The organism is Streptomyces sp. NPDC031497, assembly GCF_055580905.1.
This window is the reverse complement of the sequence record NZ_JBVIKO010000011.1, coordinates 20,078-41,652: the sequence shown is the minus strand read 5'-3', so window position 1 is coordinate 41,652 and position 21,575 is coordinate 20,078. Positions and strand designations below refer to the sequence as shown.

Annotated in this window: 21 protein-coding genes; 4 read left to right on the top strand and 17 right to left on the bottom strand. The window is 71.3% G+C overall.

The window, feature by feature from the left end; translation table 11 throughout:
• Positions 1 to 352 precede the first annotated feature (352 nt).
• Together ACZ5K7_RS23425 and ACZ5K7_RS23420 are read left to right on the top strand one after the other, a co-directional pair.
• Positions 353 to 1,138, top strand: coding sequence for a hypothetical protein (locus ACZ5K7_RS23425; protein ID WP_351699534.1), 786 nt, complete (start codon positions 353 to 355; stop codon positions 1,136 to 1,138).
• Positions 1,139 to 1,299: 161 nt separating this feature from the next.
• Entirely contained in the window at positions 1,300 to 1,707 is a 408-nt protein-coding gene (locus ACZ5K7_RS23420; RefSeq protein ID WP_351699532.1) for a hypothetical protein, read from the top strand.
• Positions 1,708 to 1,761: 54 nt separating this feature from the next.
• Here ACZ5K7_RS23420 and der read toward each other — a convergent pair whose 3' ends face one another.
• From der to ACZ5K7_RS23390, 6 genes are all read right to left on the bottom strand, one after another.
• Positions 1,762 to 3,240, bottom strand: coding sequence for a ribosome biogenesis GTPase Der (gene der, locus ACZ5K7_RS23415; protein ID WP_351699530.1), 1,479 nt, complete (start codon positions 3,238 to 3,240; stop codon positions 1,762 to 1,764).
• A 77-nt stretch (positions 3,241 to 3,317) separates the two neighbouring features.
• Positions 3,318 to 3,905, bottom strand: coding sequence for a lysophospholipid acyltransferase family protein (locus ACZ5K7_RS23410; protein ID WP_351700669.1), 588 nt, complete (start codon positions 3,903 to 3,905; stop codon positions 3,318 to 3,320).
• Between the two features lie 125 nt (positions 3,906 to 4,030).
• Complete coding sequence (gene cmk / locus ACZ5K7_RS23405; RefSeq protein ID WP_351699528.1) at positions 4,031 to 4,717, bottom strand: (d)CMP kinase; 687 nt, start codon at positions 4,715 to 4,717, stop codon at positions 4,031 to 4,033.
• Between the two features lie 96 nt (positions 4,718 to 4,813).
• Positions 4,814 to 5,899: a prephenate dehydrogenase gene (locus ACZ5K7_RS23400; RefSeq protein WP_351699526.1), complete on the bottom strand. Its 1,086-nt coding sequence runs from the start codon at positions 5,897 to 5,899 to the stop codon at positions 4,814 to 4,816.
• Positions 5,896 to 6,258, bottom strand: coding sequence for a chorismate mutase (gene aroH, locus ACZ5K7_RS23395; RefSeq protein ID WP_351699524.1), 363 nt, complete (start codon positions 6,256 to 6,258; stop codon positions 5,896 to 5,898). Before aroH ends, ACZ5K7_RS23400 begins: the two co-directional genes overlap by 4 nt.
• Positions 6,259 to 6,355: 97 nt before the next feature.
• Positions 6,356 to 6,751 (bottom strand): YidB family protein, encoded by a 396-nt coding sequence (locus ACZ5K7_RS23390; protein WP_450972287.1) that lies wholly within the window; start codon positions 6,749 to 6,751, stop codon positions 6,356 to 6,358.
• Between the two features lie 182 nt (positions 6,752 to 6,933).
• Between ACZ5K7_RS23390 and ACZ5K7_RS23385 the strand changes: the two genes are divergently transcribed.
• On the top strand, positions 6,934 to 7,581 hold the full coding sequence (locus ACZ5K7_RS23385; RefSeq protein WP_468915735.1) for a Rieske (2Fe-2S) protein: 648 nt from the start codon (positions 6,934 to 6,936) through the stop codon (positions 7,579 to 7,581).
• 22 nt (positions 7,582 to 7,603) lie between these two features.
• A complete protein-coding gene (locus tag ACZ5K7_RS23380; protein WP_468915732.1) occupies positions 7,604 to 8,347 on the top strand; it encodes a nucleotidyltransferase domain-containing protein in 744 nt (247 codons plus the stop codon).
• Between the two features lie 104 nt (positions 8,348 to 8,451).
• On the opposite strand, the gene ACZ5K7_RS23375 is transcribed toward ACZ5K7_RS23380, so the two are convergent.
• From ACZ5K7_RS23375 to ACZ5K7_RS23325, 11 genes are all read right to left on the bottom strand, one after another.
• Positions 8,452 to 9,474: an ADP-ribosylglycohydrolase family protein gene (locus ACZ5K7_RS23375; protein ID WP_351699518.1), complete on the bottom strand. Its 1,023-nt coding sequence runs from the start codon at positions 9,472 to 9,474 to the stop codon at positions 8,452 to 8,454.
• Positions 9,471 to 10,211, bottom strand: coding sequence for an NUDIX hydrolase (locus ACZ5K7_RS23370; protein WP_468915728.1), 741 nt, complete (start codon positions 10,209 to 10,211; stop codon positions 9,471 to 9,473). Before ACZ5K7_RS23370 ends, ACZ5K7_RS23375 begins: the two co-directional genes overlap by 4 nt.
• Before the next feature lie 201 nt (positions 10,212 to 10,412).
• Positions 10,413 to 11,537 carry a pseudouridine synthase gene (locus tag ACZ5K7_RS23365; protein WP_351699514.1) on the bottom strand — a complete coding sequence of 375 codons (1,125 nt, stop codon included), beginning with the start codon at positions 11,535 to 11,537 and terminating at the stop codon, positions 10,413 to 10,415.
• An 11-nt stretch (positions 11,538 to 11,548) separates the two neighbouring features.
• Positions 11,549 to 12,199, bottom strand: a complete 651-nt coding sequence (scpB, locus tag ACZ5K7_RS23360) for an SMC-Scp complex subunit ScpB (RefSeq protein WP_351699512.1) — start codon at positions 12,197 to 12,199, stop codon at positions 11,549 to 11,551.
• A complete protein-coding gene (locus tag ACZ5K7_RS23355; RefSeq protein WP_468915725.1) occupies positions 12,196 to 13,260 on the bottom strand; it encodes a segregation and condensation protein A in 1,065 nt (354 codons plus the stop codon). The genes scpB and ACZ5K7_RS23355 overlap by 4 nt, the downstream gene beginning before the upstream one ends.
• Before the next feature lie 18 nt (positions 13,261 to 13,278).
• Positions 13,279 to 13,905 carry a hypothetical protein gene (locus tag ACZ5K7_RS23350; protein WP_351699508.1) on the bottom strand — a complete coding sequence of 209 codons (627 nt, stop codon included), beginning with the start codon at positions 13,903 to 13,905 and terminating at the stop codon, positions 13,279 to 13,281.
• Complete coding sequence (locus ACZ5K7_RS23345; RefSeq protein WP_351699504.1) at positions 13,890 to 15,017, bottom strand: ParA family protein; 1,128 nt, start codon at positions 15,015 to 15,017, stop codon at positions 13,890 to 13,892. The genes ACZ5K7_RS23350 and ACZ5K7_RS23345 overlap by 16 nt, the downstream gene beginning before the upstream one ends.
• A 412-nt stretch (positions 15,018 to 15,429) precedes the next feature.
• Positions 15,430 to 16,554, bottom strand: coding sequence for an alanine dehydrogenase (gene ald, locus ACZ5K7_RS23340; RefSeq protein ID WP_351699502.1), 1,125 nt, complete (start codon positions 16,552 to 16,554; stop codon positions 15,430 to 15,432).
• A 135-nt stretch (positions 16,555 to 16,689) separates the two neighbouring features.
• Positions 16,690 to 18,747 (bottom strand): tetratricopeptide repeat protein, encoded by a 2,058-nt coding sequence (locus ACZ5K7_RS23335; protein WP_468915720.1) that lies wholly within the window; start codon positions 18,745 to 18,747, stop codon positions 16,690 to 16,692.
• Positions 18,748 to 18,921: 174 nt separating this feature from the next.
• On the bottom strand, positions 18,922 to 19,548 hold the full coding sequence (locus tag ACZ5K7_RS23330) for an NUDIX hydrolase (RefSeq protein ID WP_351699498.1): 627 nt from the start codon (positions 19,546 to 19,548) through the stop codon (positions 18,922 to 18,924).
• Between the two features lie 112 nt (positions 19,549 to 19,660).
• Entirely contained in the window at positions 19,661 to 21,331 is a 1,671-nt protein-coding gene (locus ACZ5K7_RS23325; protein ID WP_468915718.1) for a CTP synthase, read from the bottom strand.
• Positions 21,332 to 21,575: the final 244 nt, after the last annotated feature.

Genomic DNA, 21,575 nt, shown 5'->3' with positions numbered 1-21,575 from the left:
CGAAATCAACCAACTCCCCGTCAGGCCAGGCCAGTTCGGCGTTACCGTGGGTAGCGGAGATTTTCAGCCACCCACTACATTCCCTGATTTCATGATTTGTCTACCATGTGATCGATGGATCTGTGATTCACTTCACGGCGTCAAATTCCTTTGGCTTGCGAAGAGTTGACGGTGAGTGCCGGATTCCGCACGTCGGGTGACCCTGTGCAGTGGATGGGTGGATCCCGATCCCCCCGGGGCGTGACCACCACCACAGATCACCCGTTGTCTTCTTCATGAGCCCGCAACCCCCTGGGGCTCATGGACCGGGATCCACCCGGGCCTTCACGCACCGCATCCCGAGGGAGCCACCGTGCCGCGCATGCTCGACGTCAGCGACGAGGTACGCGCCGAGATCGGCGACGAAGAAGCCGACCGGCTGCTCGCCGGAGACAACGCCCCCGGCAGTTACGACTGCACGTCCTGCCGCACCCCGGGCGACTCCGAACAGGAGCGCACCAGCACCGTCCTGTTCATCGGGGACGAGACCGCCGTCCTCGCCTTCGCCCACGCCGGCTGCCTGCCCTCGCAGGTCGTCCAGGTCACCGAGGAGCAGCTGCAGGGCGCGGTCCGTTCCATCAGCGGTGACAGCGCGCCCGGCGGCGGCCCGCAGAGGTCCATGCCCGAGCAGGCGGTGCTCGGGGTCACCAGCGGACTCGTACTGATCGCCGGGGAGCTGCACCCGGCGCTCGTCGTCGAGCCGACCTCGCCGATCGTGCGGCCGGGCACGGACGGGGTGGGCGACGACTTCCTGCCGCTCCTCATCGAGCAGGGCTTCATGCCGGTGACGGAACTGACCGCGGTGCCGCCGGTGCTGCACGGGTGGTCGGTGCTGCTGGCGGTGGGCCAGCTGCACGCGGTGCTCCAGCCGGGGGGCAACGGCGGGCAGCCGGTGGCCTGGTGGCAGGCGCACCAGCCGTTGCAGGTGACCGACGGGTGGCGGGCGGCGGCCAACAAGCACCAGCAGGTGCTGATGTTCGCGGCGCCGGTGGGGTCGATCGGGCGGCAGCCCCGGGAGGATCTGCTGCGCGACGCGCTGGACAAGGCCGCGGCGAACGGGAAGCTGGTGGCGGCGGCGCTTCCACTCGCGGGCGTCTGAGGTTCGCCCAAGGGGGTGGGAGCTGCGGTCCGGACCGCGAGCGGCAGCGGAGTGGTTTCTCGCGCCCACGCGGCGGTAGCCGCATATCCCATGCAGCCCCACGCCCCTAAAAGCACGTCAGCGAGCCGCATCCCCGAGAGAACCCGGTCGTTTGGACATACGTGCACGCATACGACTTTCCGCCCCGCCGGCCGTCCTTCTCCACTGTTCCGTCCGCTCGTGCGGGGCAGGAGAGCCTAGGCACGCTCTCGGCCACGCCTATCTACGACTCGCTCTACGCGGAGTGGGTCAAGGCCTTCCGCACGCTGCCGGGTGACCGCAGCGGTGAGGAGGGGCTGGGGTTCGTCGCCTTCGGCACGGCCCCGTTCAGTACCGGCACGTACGGTCTGGGGATGTACGGGGGGAACTCGTACAGCGCGTACAGCGCGGGCGCCTACAGCGCCCGGCACGGCGGTGAACAGCCGCAGCCGCCGCAGTGGCAGCGGATCGGGACGCTCGGGCGCTCCCATGACACCGGGATGCTCTCCGTACCGGCGGCGCTTCCACCGGGACCGCGCCGGGGTCAGTGACGGGTAACGCGAGGGGCGGCCACCGATGACGGTGGCCGCCCCTCGGGCGTACGGCTACTTCTTCTTGCCGCGCTTCTCGCGCACCCGCACGGAGATGTGGATCGGCGTGCCCTCGAAGCCGAACTCCTCGCGCAGCCGGCGTTCGATGAAGCGCCGGTAGCCCGCCTCGATGAAGCCGGAGGCGAAGAGGACGAACCGCGGGGGCTTGGTGCCGGCCTGGGTGCCGAACAGGATGCGGGGCTGCTTGCCGCCCCGGACCGGGTGCGGGTGGGCCGAGACCAGTTCGCCGAGGAAGGCGTTGAGGCGGCCGGTGGGGACGCGGGTCTCCCAGCCGGCGAGGGCGGTCTCGATGGCGGGGACCAGCTTCTCCATGTGGCGGCCGGTCTGCGCCGAGACGTTCACCCGGGGCGCCCAGGCGATCTGGCCGAGCTCGGTCTCGATCTCGCGTTCCAGGTAGTAGCGGCGCTCCTCGTCGAGGGTGTCCCACTTGTTGAAGGCGACGACGATGGCGCGGCCCGCCTCGACGGCCATGGTGACGATCCGCTGGTCCTGGACCGAGATGTTGTCGGAGGCGTCGATCAGGATGACCGCCACCTCGGCCTTCTCGACGGCGGCCGCGGTGCGCAGCGAGGCGTAGTAGTCGGCGCCCTGCTGGAGGTGGACCCGCTTGCGGATACCGGCGGTGTCGACGAACTTCCAGGTGATCCCGCCGAGTTCGATCAGCTCGTCGACCGGGTCGCGGGTGGTGCCGGCGAGTTCGTTGACGACGACCCGCTCCTCGCCCGCCACCTTGTTGAGAAGGGAGGACTTGCCGACGTTCGGGCGGCCGATGAGCGCGATCCGGCGCGGGCCGCCGACCGCCGTGCCGAAGGTCTGCTCGGGCGCCTCCGGCAGCGCCTCCAGGACGGCGTCGAGCATGTCCCCGGTGCCGCGGCCGTGCAGGGCGGAGACCGGGTGCGGCTCGCCGAGGCCGAGCGACCAGAGGTAGGCCGCGTCGGCCTCGCCGCTGGGGCCGTCGACCTTGTTGGCGGCCAGCACGACTGGCTTGCCGGCCTTGCGCAGCAGTCGTACGACCGCCTCGTCGGTGTCGGTCGCGCCGACCTTGGCGTCGACGACGAAGACGACCGCGTCGGCCGCCTCGATCGCGTACTCGGCCTGGGCGGCCACGGAGGCGTCGATGCCGAGGACGTCCTGCTCCCAGCCGCCGGTGTCGACGACCTTGAAGCGGCGGCCCGCCCACTCCGCCTCGTAGGTGACGCGGTCGCGGGTGACGCCGGGCTTGTCCTCGACGACGGCCTCACGGCGGCCGATGATGCGGTTCACGAGCGTCGACTTGCCGACATTCGGGCGGCCGACGACGGCCAGCACGGGCAGCGGGCCGTGGCCCGCCGCCTCGATGGCACCCTCGACGTCCTCGATGTCGAAGCCCTCTTCGGCGGCGAGCTCCATGAACTCCGCGTACTCGGCGTCGCCGAGTGCCCCGTGGTCGTACTCGTGCTCAGCCGAGTCGCCGGGCTGGATGTGGTCGTTCATGAAGTCCGTACCTCGTCGTTCATCGTGGTGATCGGTGGATAGGCCCCTTATCGGGCTGATCCACTACTTAGTGTCGCCTAGCGTCCGGTCAGACGCCTGGCGTTTTCCAGGTGGCTGGTGAGCTGCTTCTGGATGTGCCCGGTGGCCTGGTCCAGGGCGGTGCGGGTGCGCCGGCCGCTGCCGTCGCCCGCCTCGAAGGGGTCGCCGAAGACGACGTCGACGCGGGCGCGCAGCGGGGGCAGCCCCTTGACCAACCGTCCGCGCCGATCCGAGCTTCCCAGGACGGCCACCGGCACGATCGGCGCCCCGGAGCGCACCGCGAAGTAGGCGAGCCCCGCGCGCAGCGAGGCGAAGTCGCCCTCGCCCCGGCTGCCCTCCGGGAATATGCCGAGCACTCCCCCGGCCGCCAGCACGCCGAGCGCGCGGGTGACCGCCGTGCGGTCGGTGGACTGCCGGTCCACCTTCAGCTGGCCGATCCGGGTCAGGAACGGGTCCAGCGGCCCGATGAACGCCTCCTTCTTGATCAGAAAGTGCGTCGGCCGGGGCGACACGCCCATGACCATCGGGCCGTCGATGTTGTGGGAGTGGTTCACGGCGAGGATCGCCGGGCCGTGCGCCGGCATCCGCCAGGCACCGAGCACGCGCGGCTTCCACAGCCCGTACATGAGGCCGACACCGATGCGCCGCCCCACCTCGGCGCCCCGCTGCGACGGAATCGACGGGTCCGACGGTCTCGACGGGTTCGGCGGGTTCGACGGGTTCGACGGGTTCGACGGGTTCGACGGAAGGCTCACTTCCCCGCCCGCTTCTCCTCGACGAGGGTGACGACGCACTCGATGACCTGGGCCAGCGTCAGCGTGGTGGTGTCCACCTCGACCGCGTCGTCCGCCTTGGCGAGCGGCGAGGTCTTGCGGGTCGAGTCGGCCGCGTCCCGCTTGATCAGGGCCTCGCGGGTGGCGTTGACGTCGGCGCCCTTGAGTTCACCGCTGCGCCGGGCCGCCCGGGCCTCGGCGGAGGCGGTGAGGAAGACCTTCAGGTCGGCGTCGGGCAGCACGGTCGTGCCGATGTCCCGGCCTTCGACGACTATCCCGGTGCCGGTGCCGTGGGCCAGCGACCGCTGCAGCTCGCTGATCCGCGTGCGCACCTCCGGGACGGCGCTGACCGCGCTGACCTTGGAGGTGACCTCCTCGGTGCGGATCGGGCCCGCGACGTCCACGCCGTCGACAGTGATCGTCGGATGGGCCGGGTCGGTCCCGGAGACGATCTCCGGCTTGCCGGCGACCGCGGCGATGGCGGTCGGGTCGGTGAGGTCGATGCCGTTGTTCACCATCCACCAGGTGATCGCCCGGTACTGGGCGCCGGTGTCCAGGTAGCTCAGGCCGAGCTGGGCGGCCACGGCCTTGGACGTGCTCGACTTGCCGGTGCCCGAGGGGCCGTCGATCGCGACAATCACGGGCTTTACGGCGCCGTTTTCCACGGGGGGACACCTTCCGGGTGCAGGGTGGTGGGTGGTGTGCGGGGCGCCGTCGCGCCCCGCACAAGGTTACCGGCCCCCGCGACCGCCGGATTCAGCCTATTGCCGCAGCGCCCAGCCCCGGTCCCGCAGCGCCGTGGTGAGCACCGGCACCGCCTTGGGCTCCACCCAGATCTGGACGTGACCGGCCTGCTGTCCGGTCGCGTGCTCGATGCGCACGTCCTCGATGTTGACCCCGGCCGCGCCGGCGTCCGCGAAGATCCGGGCCAGCTGGCCGGGCTGGTCGTCGATGAGCACCGCCACGACCTCGTAGGCGCGGGGGCCGGCGCCGTGCTTGCCGGGCACCCGGACCTGCCCCGCGTTGCCGCGCCGCAGCAGGTCCTCGATGCCGGCCCCGCCCTCGTGCCGCTTGGCGTCGTCCGAGGACTGCAGGGCCCGCAGCGCGCGCACGGTCTCGTCGAGGTCGGCGGAGACGTCCGCGAGCAGGTCGGCGACCGGACCGGGGTTCGCGGAGAGGATGTCGATCCACATCCGGGGGTCCGAGGCGGCGATCCGGGTCACGTCCCGGATGCCCTGCCCGCACAGTCGTACGGCCGCCTCCTCGGCGTGCTCCAGACGGGCCGCGACCATGCTGGAGACCAGGTGGGGCATGTGGGAGACCAGGGCGACCGCGCGGTCGTGGGCGTCGGCGTCCATGACGACCGGGACGGCACGGCAGTGCGAGACCAGTTCCAGGGCGAGGTTCAGCACCTCGGTGTCGGTGTCCCGGGTCGGGGTGAGCACCCAGGGGCGGCCCTCGAAGAGGTCGGCGGTGGCGGCCAGCGGCCCGGACTTCTCCCGGCCGGACATGGGGTGGGTCCCGATGTACGACGACAGGTCCAGGCCCCGTGCCTCCAGCTCGCGGCGCGGGCCGCCCTTGACGCTGGCCACGTCGATGTAGCCGCGGGCCAGGCCCCTGCTCATCGCGTCGGCGAGGACGGCGGCCACATGGGCGGGCGGGGCGGCGACGATCGCCAGGTCGACGGGACCGTCGGGGGTCTCGTCGGTGCCGGCGCCGAGCGCGGCCGCCGTGCGGGCCTGCTCCGGGTCGTGGTCGGCGAGGTGCACCACCACTCCCCGCTGCGAGAGGGCGAGCGCGGCGGACGTGCCGATCAGGCCGGTGCCGATGACGAGTGCGGTCCTCACTGGGCGATGTCCTTGCGCAGGGCGGCCGCGGCGCCGAGGTAGACATGGCTGATCTCGGCGCGGGACCGGTCGGACTCGATGTGCGCCAGTATCCGTACGACCCGGGGCATGGCGCCCTCGATGTCCAGTTCCTGGGCGCAGATCAGGGGCACGTCGACGATGCCGAGCTTGCGCGCGGCGGCCGCCGGGAAGTCGCTGTGCAGGTCGGGAGTGGCCGTGAACCAGATGCTGATCAGGTCGTCGGGGGTCAGTCCGTTCCGTTCCAGGACGGCGGAGAGCAGCGCTCCGACCTGCTCGTCCATGTGACCGGCCTCGTCCCGCTCCAGCTGGACGGCCCCCCGGACCGCTCGTACCGCCACGGCGCTGCTCCTGTTCTGACGTCGGCGTCTTGGTCCGTCCAGCCTAGTCAGGCCGTCGCCGGGCCCGTGCGCGGTGCCCGCCCGCTGAGACGGCGGCTCATCCGGGCTGCTGCCGGACCAGGTCCTCGATCGGGGCCTGCGGCACCTCGCCCTCGGGGGTGAGCCGGTCGACGACCTCGGGCAGTTCCCGGGCGATCCGGTCCGCGGCCTTCCGCGGGCTCACGCCTGCCTGCTCGGCGACCTGCTGGAGGGTGTCGTCGGGCAGGGCCTGCTGGATCTGGTCGGCGGTGACGGGCCGGCTGGTGCCGGTGCCGACCCAGGAGTCCTTCTGCGCGGTGAGACCGGACCTGGCCAGGCTGTCGAGGAGGCCGTCCAGCGAAACTCCGCCCTGGCCGTGGCTGAGGGAGCCGATCAGCGCGCTCAGGAGCCCGGCGTCCTTGCCGTCGCCGCCCAGGAGGCTGGCGAGCATGCTTTCCAGATCGTTGCCTGCCATGACCATGCCTTTCGGGGCCTTTCGGGGCCTTTCGAGCCTTCGAGAAGACGTCGGCGGACGCCGGCGGACCCCTGGTCAATGTCGTCCGGATCACTGCGTCCCGCTACTCGGGGGAGGCCCGTCCCGCTCGGGGGAGGCGCACCCGCGACGAGACGCCCCGCGCGCCGGACCGTCCGGACGCGTTGGGCTATCAGACGTACGGAAAGCTCCTTTTGTGGCACTCCATACCGACTTGCTTCTTCTTCGGTGCTTTCAGTGCCAAGATGCTGCTGCTCCGCCCGGAGCGACTCCCTGGCGTCCGCCTTCTGGTTCTTCCGCACGTTCGGAGTGACGACATGACCGACGGTTCCACCCGCCGCACAATGCTCACGACGGGCGCGTCGGCGCTCGCCGTGTGCTGCGTGGGATGCGGCAACAGCAACGGCAACAACTCCTCCAGCTCGTCCGAGTCACCCGCCGCCTCCGCGTCGGCCTCCGAGTCGGCCTCGGCGTCCGCGTCGGCTTCCGCCGAGGCGTCCTCCTCCGGGTCGGCGAGCGCGGCCGGGAAGGCGCTGGCGCAGACCAGCCAGATCCCGGAGGGCGGCGGCATGATCTTCAAGGAGCAGAAGATCGTGGTGACGCAGCCGAAGACGGGCGAGTACAAGGCCTTCTCGGCGATCTGCACCCACCAGGGCTGCACGGTGTCCCAGGTGGTGGACGGCACCATCAACTGCCCCTGCCACGGCAGCAAGTTCCACATCGCCGACGGCTCGGTCGCGCACGGGCCGGCAACCAGGCCGCTGCCGGCCGAGTCGATCACGGTGACCGGAAATTCGATCACCCTGGGCTGACCGGGCACGTACGCTCCCCGGCATGCAGCCCGAGGACCTGGTACGCGACCACACGATCTACGCCTGTGTCATGGGGTCGAGGGCCTTCGGTCTGGCCACGGAGGACAGCGACATCGACCGCCGGGGCGTGTTCCTCGCCCCCACGCCCCTGTTCTGGCGCTTCGAGAAGCCGCCGGCGCATGTGGAGGGCCCGGGCGAGGAGCGGTTCTCCTGGGAGCTGGAGCGGTTCTGCGAGCTGGCGCTGCGGGCCAACCCGAACATCCTGGAGTGCCTGCACTCGCCCCTGGTCGAGCACCTCGACGACATCGGCCGCGAACTGCGTGGCCTGCGCGGCGCCTTCCTCTCCCGGCAGGCGTACGGCACCTTCACCCGCTATGCCCTGGGCCAGCGCCGCAAGCTCGACGCCGACGTCCGGGTGCACGGCGCCCCGCGCTGGAAGCACGCGATGCATCTCCTGCGGCTCCTGGCGAGCGCCCGCGATCTGCTGCGCACCGGCGAGCTGACGATCGACGTCGGCGAGGCGCGCGAGTCGCTCCTGGCGGTGAAGCGCGGCGAGGTCTCCTGGCCGGAGGTCGAGACCCGCATGACCCGCCTGGCCGAGGAGACCGAGCGGGCCCTGCACGGCAGCCCACTCCCGCCGGAACCCGACCACGCACGCGTGGCCGACTTCCTCTTCCGGGTCCGCCGCGCCTCAGCCCTGCAGCCGTACCCGGGCCGGGAAGTCGTGCAGAGCGTCGTGGGCCCTGGGCGCGCCGGGCAACGCTGACGCGTTCTGCGCCTGGTGGAGCGGCTCGTGCAGCCACTCCACGTCGGCCGCCACGCGCGCGTGCTCGACATCGGCGCCGCCGATCCAGGCCGTCGGTCATGTGGTCAGGCGTCCCAGAGCGCGCCCAGGGTCTGCAGGTCGCCCCGGTACTCGATCCGGTCGGCCCACTCCGTCGGCCAGGCGTCGACGCCCAGCCAGGCGCCCGCGAAGGCGCCGGTCAGGCAGGCGATCGAGTCCGAGTCGCCGGAGGAGCAGGCGGCCCGGCGCAGGGCCGTCACCGGCTCGTCCGGGAAGAGCAGGAAGCACAGCAGACCGGTGGCCAGGGCCTCCTCGGCGATCCAGCCGGCGCCGGTGGCCAGGCACGGGTCGGCCTCCGGGGAGGCGGTCCGCACGGCCTCCGCAAGGCGGTCGAGTATCGCCAGGCACTCGTCCCAGCCGCGCGCGATGAACGCCTCGGGGGTCGCGTCCTGGCTCCGGGTCCACAGGTCGCCGAGCCAGGTCTGGTGGTAGTGGGTGCGGTTGTCGACGGCGTACGACCTCAACTGTCCGACCAGGGCGGCCGGTTCGGTCCCCGTCGCCAGCAGCCGTACGGCACGCGCGGTGAGGTCGGAGGCGGCCAGGGCGGTGGGGTGGCCGTGGGTGAGGGCGGACTGCAACTGGGCGGCGCCGGCCCGCTGTTCGTCGCTCAGCGCGGGCGCGAGCCCGACCGGCGCGACCCGCATGTTGGCCCCGCACCCCTTGGAGCCGATCTGGCTGGCGTCCTGCCAGAGCCGCCCCTCCTCCTTCAGCAGCTCGCAGGCCCGCAGACAGGTGTTGCCGGGCGCCCGGTTGTTCTCGGGCGACTGGTACCAGTTGACGAACTCCTCGCGCAGCGGCCGCTCCAGCCGCGTGGGCGCGAGCACCCCACGGTCCATGGCGGTGCGCAGCCCGTGCCCGACCGCGAGCGTCATCTGCGTGTCGTCGGAGACGACGGCCGGCCTCGGCAGCTCCATCTCCCGCCACGGCCCGCACTTGGCGAGGATCGAGGGCACGTCGTTGAACTCGGTCGGGAAGCCGAGCGCGTCCCCGAGGGCGAGACCGATCAGGGAGCCGCTGGCGGCACGCTTGTACGCGAGGTTCGAGGTCATGCGGGGCGTCCTTCCCGGGACGGGCGGAGCAGGGGTGGGTGGAGCGTGGCGGCGGTGCCCGCGCGGTAGAGCGCGGCGGGCTTGCCGCGGCCGCCGGTCAGCCGGGCGGCACCCGGCACCGGTTCGACGAACCCGGGTGTGGCGAGCACCTTGCGGCGGAAGTTGGGGCGGTCCAGTTCGACGCCCCACACGGTCTCGTAGACGTTCTGCAGCTCGCCGAGCGTGAACTCGGGCGGACAGAAGGCGGTGGCCAGGCAGCTGTACTCCAGCTTCGCGCCGACGCGTTCATGGCCGTCGGCCAGGATCCGCTCGTGGTCGAAGGCGAGCGGCCGCGCCGGGTCGTACGGCAGCCAGCGCGCCTGGGCCGCGTCGCCGCCGCCGCGCGGTTCGGGCGCGTCGGGCAGCAGCGCGGTGAAGGCGACGGAGACGACCCGCATCCGCGGGTCGCGGTCCGGCTCGCTGTAGGTGCGCAGCTGCTCCAGGTGCAGCCCCGACACGTCCGACAGTCCGGTCTCCTCGGCGAGTTCCCGCCGGGCCGCCGTCTCGGCCGACTCCCGGGGCAGCACGAAGCCGCCCGGCAGCGCCCACTGTCCGGCGTACGGCTCCTGCCCGCGCTCGACGAGCAGCACGTGCAGGGCACCCGCGCGGAGGGTGAGGACGGCGAGGTCGACGGTGACGGCGAAGGGTTCGTAGGCGTGCTTGTCGTAGCCCCGCATGAGCCCGTCCACCCCCTGCATGTCGTTGCTCGGTTCCTGTTGACCCGAACCGACTAATAGTCGTTACGACTATAAAGACTCGCAGGTCACCGCGCAAGTCCTCAGCGGCCGCTGGAGCCCCCCTCCCGGATACGACGGCGGCCGGTTCCGGGTCACCCGGAACCGGCCGTCAGAAAGCCGCGCAAGCCCCTCCACGGGGTTTACAGGTCTTGCACGGGGGGCCTAGAGGTCGACTTCCTTCATGAGCATCCCGACCTCGGTGTTGGACAGCCGGCGCAGCCAGCCCGACTTCTGGTCGCCGAGGGTGATCGGCCCGAAGGAGACCCGCACCAGCTTGTCGACCGGGAAGCCGGCCTCGGCCAGCATGCGCCGCACGATGTGCTTGCGGCCCTCGTGCAGGGTGACCTCGACGAGGTAGTTCTTGCCGGTCTGCTCGACGACCCGGAAGTGGTCCGCGCGCGCGTACCCGTCCTCCAGCTGGATGCCGTCCTTGAGCTGCTTGCCCAGGTCGCGCGGGATCGGGCCCACGATGTGCGCGAGGTAGGTCTTCTTCACGCCGTACTTGGGGTGGGTCAGCCGGTGCGCCAGTTCACCGTGGTTGGTGAGCAGGATGACGCCCTCGGTCTCGGTGTCCAGGCGCCCCACGTGGAAGAGCCGGGTCTCCCGGTTGGTGACGTAGTCGCCGAGGCACTGCCGCCCGTCGGGGTCCTCCATGGTGGACACCACACCGGCCGGCTTGTTCAGCGAGAAGAACTGGTACGACTGCGTGGCGACGGTCAGCCCGTCGACGCGGACCTCGTCCTTCTCCGGGTCGACCCGCTTGCCCTGCTCCAGGACGATCTCGCCGTTGACCTCGACCCTGGCCTGCTCGATCAGCTCCTCGCAGGCGCGCCGCGAGCCGTAGCCCGCGCGGGCGAGGACCTTCTGCAGCCGCTCGCCCTCCTCCTCGGCGCCCGGGAAGGTCTTGGGGACCTTCACGTCCGGCTTGCCGGCGTACCGCTCCCGGTTGCGCTCCTCGGCCCGGGCGTCGTACTCACGGGAACTCGCCGGGGCCGTACGGCCCCGGCCGGTGCCCTGCCCCTGCCGGGGGCCGCCCTTGGCGCCGCCACGCGCCGAGGCGCCGCGGCCCGACTTCGGACCGTCCTGGGTCGCGCCGGGGCCCACGTCGTAACGCCGCTCCTCCGGACGCGGCTTCTTCGGCCGGCCGGCGCCCTGCTTGTCGTCGCGGGCGTTCCCGGCACCGCGGTAGTTACCGCGGCCACCGCTGCTCCCGCCGCGGCCGCCGCTGTTGCCACCACGGCTCCCGCCGTTGTTTCCGCTGCTGTTCCTGCCGCTGCTGCTTCGCATCAAATTTCCGTCTAGTCGTCTGCGTCGTCTGCACCCGGCGCATCGGGTGCGTCCGGATCGAACGACGGTACGCCCTCCTGGGTCTCGGCCTCGATCGCCTCCGCCTCCGGGAGGAAGGGCGCGAGTTCCGGAAGCTCGTCCAGGCCGCGCAGGCCCATCCGCTCCAGGAAGTAGTTCGTCGTCCTGTACAGGATCGCACCTGTTTCGGGTTCCGCGCCCGCCTCCTCGACCAGACCGCGCTGGAGCAGGGTGCGCATCACACCGTCGCAGTTGACTCCTCGTACGGCCGAGACGCGGCTGCGGCTCACCGGCTGGCGGTACGCGACAACCGCGAGGGTCTCCAGCGCGGCCTGGGTGAGCCGGGCGGTCTGGCCCTCCAGGACCAGCCGCTCGACGGCGGGCGCGTACTCGCCCCGCGTGTAGAAGCGCCAGCCGCCCGCGACGAAGCGCAGCTCGAAGCCCCTTCCCTGGGCGGTGTACTCCTCGGCCAGCGCCCGCAGCGCCTTCGTGATCGTCTGCTTCGGCCGCTCCAGGATCTTGGCCAGGTGCTCAGCGGTGGCGGGCTCGTCCACGACCATGAGGACGGCCTCCAGGGCCGGCTTGAGGTCGAGTCCGGCGACCGGGCGCAGTCCGGCCGGCAGCTGTGTGGTGTCCTCGGTCACGCCTTGTCCTCCTTGTCCGGCTTGTCGGGCTTGGACGCCTCTGGCGGCTCCGGCGGCCGGTCGAACTCGTCGGTCACCACCGGCTGGGCCTCGCCGTCCCCGCCGGTCCACCGCACGATCAGATCGCCGAGCGCGGTCTCCTGGTCCAGGGCGACAGCTTTCTCGCGGTACAGCTCCAGGAGGGCCAGGAAGCGGGCGACGACGGTGAGGGTGTCGTCGGTGTCCTCGATGAGCGCCTGGAAGCTGGCCTCGCCCAGCTCCCGCAGCCGCGCCACCACGATCCCGGCCTGCTCCTGCACGCTGACCAGCGGGGCGTGGATGTGGTCGATGTACACCTGGGGCTTGGGCTTGGGCTGCATCGCCTTGACCGCGAGCCTGGCGAAGCCTTCCGGGCCGATGCTGATGACGACCTCGGGCAGCAGCTCGGCCAGATGCGGCTCCAGGCCGACGGTACGGGGCCAGCGGCGGGCCTCTTCGTCCAGGCGCCGGTTGAAGATGTCGGCGATCTGCTTGTACGCGCGGTACTGGAGCAGCCTCGCGAACAGGAGGTCCCGGGCTTCGAGGAGCGCGAGGTCGGCCTCGTCCTCGACCTCGGCGGCGGGCAGCAGCCGGGCGGCCTTCAGGTCGAGCAGGGTGGCGGCGACGACGAGGAACTCGGTCGTCTGGTCCAGGTCCCAGTCCGGTCCCATGGCCCGGATGTGCGCCATGAACTCGTCGGTGACCTTGGAGAGCGCGACCTCGGTGACATCCAGTTTGTGCTTGGAGATCAGCTGGAGGAGGAGGTCGAAGGGACCCTCGAAGTTGGCGAGCCGGACCTTGAAGACACCGTCGGGGACGGGTTCCGGCGCCGGGGGCCCGGCAGGAGCCTCGACGGGAGCGGCTTCCGGCTCGGGCTCGGGTTCCGGCGTCGGTTCCGGCTCCGGCTCCGGCTCCGGTACGACCGTGTCCGGCTCGGGCTCCCGCCCCACGGGAGCGGCCGGAGCCGCCGTGCCCGGACCCTGCCCCAGCACACGCCGACGGCCCCCGGAGGGGCCGGAAACGGGAGCGTCGGTCGAGGTCATGGCCCCCGCAGGCTACCCCTACCGGCCGCGCAGCCGTCGTACGAGGATGCTCGCGTCTCCTCGGGACTCCAGGTCGGCCAGCACCACGGCGACCGCCTCGCGGACGATCCGGCCCCGGTCGACGGCCAGCCCGTGTTCGCCGCGGAGCACGAGACGCGCGTGCTCCAGGTCCATCAGCTCCTCGGCGGAGACATAGACGGTGATCTTCTCGTCGTGCCGTTCGCGGCCGCTGGGCCGCCGGGAGGGCGCCCGGCCGCCGCGCTTGCGGGGCTGGGCCTGCTCGGCGGCGGCGCCAGAACCTTCCTGCGCCGCCTGCCGCCGCCCGGACCGGTCCGCCGACGGCGTGACCGTGACCGAGGACCCGCCCGGCGCCGAGGCGTGGTTGCGGGACTCCCCGGCATCGGCCGGCTCGGCCCCCGTCGCCACGTGTTCCGCGCCCTCGCCGTCGCCGCCCTGCACGGGCACCGAGTGCGGCGCGTCGTCGGCGGCCTCGGCCGCCGTGTCGTCGCTCTCCGCGGGACTCGCGGGAGCCGGCACCCGGGCCTCGCCGTTGGCCGGGCGCCTGGGAGTGGACGGCTGCAGCGCCATCCCCCCGGTCGTACGGAACAGTTCGTCGGCCCCCGGCAGACTCACTCGGCGTGACACCGGGCGAGCACCTCCCTGGCGAGCTGGCGGTAGGCGGCGGCACCGACGGAGTTGGAGGCGTACGTGGTGATCGGCTCACCGGCGACCGTGGTCTCCGGGAAGCGGACCGTGCGGCCGATCACCGTGTGGTAGACGTGGTCGTCGAACGCCTCGACGACACGCGCGAGCACCTCACGGCTGTGCACGGTGCGGGAGTCGTACATGGTGGCGAGGATGCCGTCGAGCTCCAGCTCCGGGTTGAGCCGCTCCTGGACCTTCTCGATGGTCTCGGTCAGCAGGGCGACACCACGCAGGGCGAAGAACTCGCACTCCAGCGGCACGATCACCTTGTGAGCGGCCGTCAGCGCGTTGACCGTGAGCAGGCCGAGCGAGGGCTGGCAGTCGATCACGATGTAGTCGTAGTCGGGCAGCAGCGGCTTCAGGGCGCGCTGCAGCGTCGACTCGCGGGCGACCTCGGAGACCAGCTGGACCTCGGCGGCCGACAGGTCGATGTTGGAGGGCAGCAGGTCCATGTTGGGGACCGCTGTCTTCAGGAGGACCTCGTCGGCCGCCATGCCCCGCTCCATGAGCAGGTTGTAGACGGTGAGGTCGAGCTCCATCGGGTTGACGCCCAGACCGACCGACAGCGCGCCCTGCGGGTCGAAGTCCACGAGCAGCACCCGCCGGCCGTACTCCGCGAGCGCGGCACCCAGGTTGATGGTCGACGTCGTCTTGCCCACGCCGCCCTTCTGGTTGCACATCGCGATGATCGTCGCGGGTCCGTGACTGGTCAGCGGGCCCGGGATCGGGAAGTACGGCAGCGGGCGACCGGTCGGGCCGATGCGCTCGCGGCGCTGGCGGGCCGCGTCGGGCGCGAGCGTGGCCGCGTACTCCGGATCGGGCTCGTATTCGGCATCGGGGTCGTAGAAGTGCCCGTCGGGCAGTTCGTCGTAGTCGGCGAACCGGCTGTGGGGCGCGCCACTTCCGTCGCCGGCCATGGCGTTCACGTGATGGCCATCCATGCTCTGGTGTGCTGTCCGCGTGGTCAGCGAACTCTGATGGGCTGCGAAGGTGCGCACCGCGACGGAGCCGACAGCCTCGAACCCCGCGGGACCCTGGTCCCTCACCGGCATTCCTGGTTGACCACCCCCGGGAGAAAATGTCGACTCATTCACAAGTCGTCTTACCTCCTTGGTGACCAGGGAACTTCTAGACAGGTCAGCGTGGCACCATGCCGACAGTCGGCGACTCTATGGCGTGTCGGGCGTTCGCAGCAACACAATCCGCCGGACCCGGCAGGATGTGTCGGCAATGAAACATCCCGCTGTCAAGGGCGTACGGCCGTCGCACAGCAGGTTTCACCGGTGTGCGAATCGGTCGAAGGGTTACGTTCGAGGCGAGTTGACCGAGCGTCGCAAAGTGACCATACACACATCCGGCCGGACCTTGTCGGGCAAGGTCCGGCCGGATGAGCGCGATTGACGCGGCTTGTTGACGTATCGCCTTTACGAAAAGGTGACTTAGTCACCGCCTCGGCGGAGCGGCTCAGTCCAGCAGCGTGTCGAGCTCGACGTGCTCCAGGCCGAGTGCCTCGGCGACCTCGCGGTAAACGACCTTGCCGTCATGGGTGTTGAGACCCTTGGCGAGCGCGGCGTCGCGGCGCAGCGCCTCGACCCAGCCGTTGTTCGCCAGCGACACGATGTAGGGCAGCGTGGCGTTGGTGAGCGCGTAGGTGGAGGTGTTGGGCACCGCGCCGGGCATGTTGGCGACGCAGTAGAAGACCGACTCGTGGACCCTGAAGGTCGGCTCGGCGTGCGTGGTGGGGCGGGAGTCCTCGAAGCAGCCGCCCTGGTCGATCGCGATGTCGACAAGAACACTCCCCGGCTTCATGCGGGAGACCAGCTCGTTGGTCACCAGCTTGGGGGCCTTGGCGCCCGGGATGAGCACCGCGCCGATCACCAGGTCGGCCTCCAGGCAGGCCTTCTCCAGCTCGAAGGCGTTGGAGACGACCGTCTGGATCTTGGTGCCGAAGACCTTGTCGGCCTCCTTGAGCTTGTTGATGTCCTTGTCGAGCAGGGTGACGTGGAAGCCCATGCCGATGGCGATCTGGGCGGCGTTCCAGCCGGAGACGCCACCGCCGATGACGACGGCCTTGGCGGCCAGCACACCGGGAACACCGCCGGGCAGCACACCGCGGCCGCCGTTGGCGCGCATCAGGTGGTAGGCGCCGACCTGCGGGGCGAGCCGGCCCGCGACCTCGGACATCGGGGCGAGCAGCGGCAGGGCGCGGTTCGGCAGCTCGACGGTCTCGTAGGCGATGGCGGTGGTGCCGGACTCCAGGAGGGCGTCGGTGCACTCCTTGGACGCGGCCAGGTGCAGGTAGGTGAAGAGGGTCTGGTCCTTGCGGAGGCGGTGGTACTCCTCCGCGATCGGCTCCTTGACCTTCAGCAGCAGGTCGGCGGTGGCCCACACCTCGTCGGCGGTGTCCAGGATCCGCGCACCGGCGGCGATGTACTCGTCGTCCGGGATCGACGAGCCGACACCGGCACCGCGCTCGATGACGACCTGGTGGCCGTGGCGCACCAGCTCGTGCACACCGGCGGGGGTGATGGCCACCCGGAACTCGTTGTTCTTGACCTCGCGGGGGATGCCGACCTTCACGTCGATCACGGTCCTTGGCTCAGAGGGTGTGGGGGCACAGCAGCACATACCCGGCATGCGGGAACACACCAGGAGACACCGCAGGAGAACCGGCGGCAGAGCCAGTTTAATGAAGGCGTTCCGGCTGTCTAGCCTTTCATTGCGTCAATCTTCGCCGGACTCGCTACGGATTTCGCAGGTGTTATCCCTCTGTTCCGGGCTGGAGTCCTGGTCGAGAGGCTCCTCACCCAGCATGCGCTCGGCGGCGGAGCGGTGCAGGCTCGCTGCGGTGGAGTCGCCGAGGCGCTCCAGCGTGTCGGCGAGCCGCAGCTGGAGCGCGGCCTGGAGCCGGGTGTCCTCGGCCCGCCGCGCCCACTCGACCGCCTCCTGGCAGGTGCGCAGTGACTCGGCGGGCCGGCCGGCGTACTCCTGGACCCGGGCCAGCTCGCTCAACGCCCGCGCCTGGGCGGCCACATCGCCGTTCTTGCGGTGTCCGGACACGGCCGCCCGCCAGCCGCGCAGCGCCTCGCCGTAACGGCCCGCGTAGGTGTGCGCGCCGGCGATGCGGCCGTAGAGCCGGGCGGCCTCGGCGCGCTCGTCGCGGGCGAGGCGCTGGGCGAGGGCGCGGCCGAACCAGTCGGCGGCCCGGTCGTAGTCCCCCAGCTCCTGGTAGGCACCACCTACGGATTCCATTGCGCGGCCGGTCGCGTACGGGTCATTTGCTCTGCGTCCGGCGTCCAAAGCGGACCGATAGCGCACCAGTGCGTCCGTCGTACGTCCGGTCTGCGCGTCCAGGTCGGCCAGGTTCAGCAGCGCCGCGGCCTGCTCGCGGGGCAGGTGGCGGCGCTCGGCGACATCCAGGACGAGCCGGTGGATCCCGTACAGGTCGGGGGCGGCCGCCTGGGTGCCGAGGTGTGCCGCCATGGCCTTGACCAGCTGGGACATCAGCCGGCGGGCCAGGGTGTCCAGCTCGCCGTCGGCGACCGCGGCGCGGGCCGCGGCGAGCAGGGCCGGGCGCCGGTCCCGCAGCCAGTCCGCCGCGGCCCGGGGGGTGGGGAAGCGCAGCTCGCGGGGCAGGGCCTGGAGTTTCTCGCGGGCCTGCGGATTGTCGGTCTCGGTGATCGCCCGGCAGGACTGCAGCAGCCGTACCGTGCGCTCCAGCATCCGGGCCCGGGCCAGCTGGAGTTCCCCGGCGCGTTCCTGGGTCTCGGCCAGCCCCCGGAGCAGGGGGTGCAGACAGCCGGGAACCTCGTACTGGGGCAGCTGGGTGGCCACGGGACGCAGCAGGTTGAGGCGGCCCAGCTCGTCCAGGGCGGTGCGGGCGGTGTCGACCGAGCAGCCGGCCAGGGAGGAGGCGGTGTGCGGGTCGGCCAGGCCGGCCGGGGCCAGTGAGAGAAGTCGCAGTATCCGGGCGGTCTGGGCGGGCAGGTCGTCGTGGACGAACCGGAAGACCCGGGCGAGGGCGGTGCCGTCCTCGGGGTCGGCGTGCAGCCGCTTGGCGAGGTCGGAGACGGCCACCTTGGGGTGTGCCCCCAGCCAGCCGCCGGCCAGTGCGATCGCGGCGGGCTGCCCCTGGCACACCTCGACCAGCGCCTCGGCGGACCGCGGGTCGACGGTGATGCGGACCGAGCCGGTGTACCGGGCGAGGAACTCCACGGCCGACTTGGTGTCCAGGCCGCCCAGGGTGCACGGGCGGACGTCGGAGATCCCGGTGAGCGGGCCGCCGGAGACGGCGACGGCCAGGCAGTCCGGGGTGTCCGGGAGCAGCGCGTCGACGTGTTCGGCGCCGGGCGCGTCGTCGAGGAGGAGCAGCATCCGGCGCCCGGCGAGGGCGGTGCGCAGGGCGTGGGTGAGGTCGTCCTCGGCGGCTCCGGCCGGGGTGGGCAGCCGCAGGGCGGTGAGGAGTTCGCGGGCGGTGCGCTCGATGGGGACGGGGGTGCCGTCGGGCTCGGCGAGGCGGGCGCGCAGCACCCCGTCGGGGTAGTCGGCGGCGACCTGTCGGACGAGTTCCCCGGCGAGGGCGGTGCGGCCGGAGCCGGGTCTGCCCGCGATGAGCAGGACCCGGGCGCGAGGGGCCTTGCGGCCGGCGATGGTGTCCAGGCCCGCGCGCTCGATGTCGGCGCGCAGTTCCTTCAACTCCCTTGTGCGGCCCAGGAATTCGTCGTCCGTGGCCGCGGGCGCCGACACTCGTGCGCCGCCTGTGTCCACCGCCTGATCCGTCACGGGCCACACTCCCGTCCCACCGCACACGCATGCCCGCCGGGACTCCGGTTCGGGCGTTTCGGCTCAATCGCGTCGAGCCTAGTTCACGTGCACGGACGTTCCGGGTGGAGCGCGGCGGGCGCATCGCCCGATCGGATCAGGCGATGGTCACACCGGATCGCTTGATGGGAGGGGTCAGGACGCGAAGGGACGGGCCGGCCAGGGCGCGTCGGCCGGGCGCAGCATGTCGAGGCCGTCGCCGGCGCGGGCGGCGACCAGCGAGAGGACACCGGTCACCAGGCAGTTGTTGTGCACATCACCCGCGAGCGCCAGGCGCACCAGCTCGCCGACCGGCACCCGCGCGTACTCCAGGTCGGTCTCCTCGTGCTCCGGCGCGAAGCGCTCCCCCTCGGCCTCGGACAGGTCCCGGGCGAGGAAGATCCGTACCGCCTCGTCGCACCCGCCGGGGGTGGTGTACAGGTCGGTCAGCACCCGCCAGTCCTCGGCCTTGACGTGCGCCTCCTCGTAGAGCTCGCGCTGGGCGGCGTGCAGCGGGTTCTCGCCGGGGATGTCGAGCAGGCCGGCCGGGATCTCCCAGAGCTTCTGCCGGACCGGGTGCCGGTACTGGCGGATGAGCAGCACCCGGTCCGCCTCGTCGAGGGCCAGGATGGCGACCGAGCCGGGGTGCACCTGGTAGTCGCGGCGGACCACCGAGCCGTCGGGCATGACCACCTCGTCCGTGCGGACGGAGGTCTTGTTGCCCACGAAGGGGGTCTCCGTCGCCCGGATCTCCCACTCCTCGGGGGTGTCCTTGATCGTCATGCCCTGCCCTTCCACACACGCTTCCGAAAGACCGGCGAAGAAGACCGGCCGGATGAAACCGGGGTGCCCACCCTTTGAAGGTATGCACCCCGGCCACCGTACAACCGGTGTGTCACTTCGAATTCGGCTGCTCGACCTCGGCCTGCTGACGGGCGACCGCGGCCTTCACCAGGCCCGCGAACAGCGGGTGCGGGCGGGTCGGGCGGGAGCGCAGCTCCGGGTGGGCCTGGGTGGCGACCAGGTAGGGGTGGACGTCGCGCGGGTACTCGACGTACTCGACCAGCTTGCCGTCCGGGGAGGTGCCCGAGAACTGGATGCCGGCCTTCTTCTCCAGCTCCGCGCGGTAGGCGTTGTTCACCTCGTAGCGGTGCCGGTGCCGCTCCTCGACGTACTCCTTGCCGTCGTACACCTCGCGCACGATGGAGCCCTCGGCCAGCTTGGCCGGGTACATGCCCAGGCGCATGGTGCCGCCCATGTCGCCCTCGCCGGCGACGATGTCCAGCTGCTCGGCCATGGTGGAGATGACCGGGTGGCCGGTGGCGGAGTCGAACTCGGTGGAGTTGGCGTCCGGGATGTCGGCCAGGTTGCGCGCGGCCTCGATCACGATGCACTGCAGACCCAGGCAGAGGCCGAGCAGCGGGATCTTGTTCTCGCGGGCGTAGCGGATGGCGCCGACCTTGCCGAGCACACCGCGGTCGCCGAAGCCGCCCGGAATGCAGATGCCGTCGACGTCGGCGAGCTGCGCTGCGGCGCCCGCCGGGGTCCTGCAGTCGTCCGACGTCACCCACTTGATCTTCACGCGGGCCTTGTTGGCGAAGCCGCCGGCGCGCAGCGCCTCGGTGACCGAGAGGTAGGCGTCGGGCAGGTCGATGTACTTGCCGACCAGGGCGAGAGTGATCTCGTGGTCGGGGTTGTGGACGCGGTCGAGCAGGTCGTCCCAGGTCCGCCAGTCCACATCGCGGAACGGCAGGTCCAGCTTGCGGACGACGTAGGCGTCCAGGCCCTCGCCGTGCACGGTCTTCGGGATGTCGTAGATCGAGCGGGCGTCGGGGCAGGCGACGACCGCGGCCTCGTCGACGTCGCACATCAGCGAGATCTTGCGCTTGATGGCGGTGGGGACCTCGCGGTCGCAGCGCAGCACGATCGCGTCCGGCTGGATACCGATGTTGCGCAGGGCGGCCACCGAGTGCTGGGTGGGCTTGGTCTTCAGCTCGCCGGACGGGCCGATGTACGGCAGGAGCGAGATGTGCACCACGAAGACGTTGTCCCGGCCGACCTCGTGGCGGACCTGGCGGACGGTCTCCAGGAACGGCAGCGACTCGATGTCGCCGACCGTGCCGCCGACCTCGGTGATGACGACGTCCACCTCGTCGGTGGCCATCCGGCGGATGCGGTGCTTGATCTCGTTGGTGATGTGCGGGATGACCTGGACGGTGTCGCCCAGGTACTCGCCGCGCCGTTCCTTGGCAATCACCGTCGAATAGACCTGACCTGTGGTGACGTTGGCGGAGCCGTCCAGGTCGCGGTCGAGGAAACGCTCGTAGTGGCCGATGTCCAGGTCGGTCTCGGCACCGTCGTTGGTGACGAACACCTCACCGTGCTGGAAGGGGTTCATCGTGCCCGGGTCGACGTTCAGGTACGGGTCGAGCTTCTGCATCACCACACGCAGGCCGCGGGCCTTGAGCAGCATGCCCAGGCTGGAGGCGGTGAGGCCCTTGCCGAGCGAGGAGGCGACACCCCCGGTGACGAAGATGTGCTTGGTCGTCGTGGTTTTCGGCGGCATGGCCAAGAGGGTGCTCCCGTGGTCGCGGTCTGTCATGCGGTACGGCCGCCCTCCGGAGGTTTCCGGGGGTGCCGTCGCGGCGGTTCGGGGGTTTCGTGCCCACCGGTCCACGGGCTACCAGGGTATCAGCGCCGCGGAGAGATGGCTTCCGACCACGCTCCGTACACACATCGGCACAGACGTGGGGCCTGGCTTACCGTGTTTTCACTCAGGGCTCACCCATTCGGACCACACGGGTTGCCCG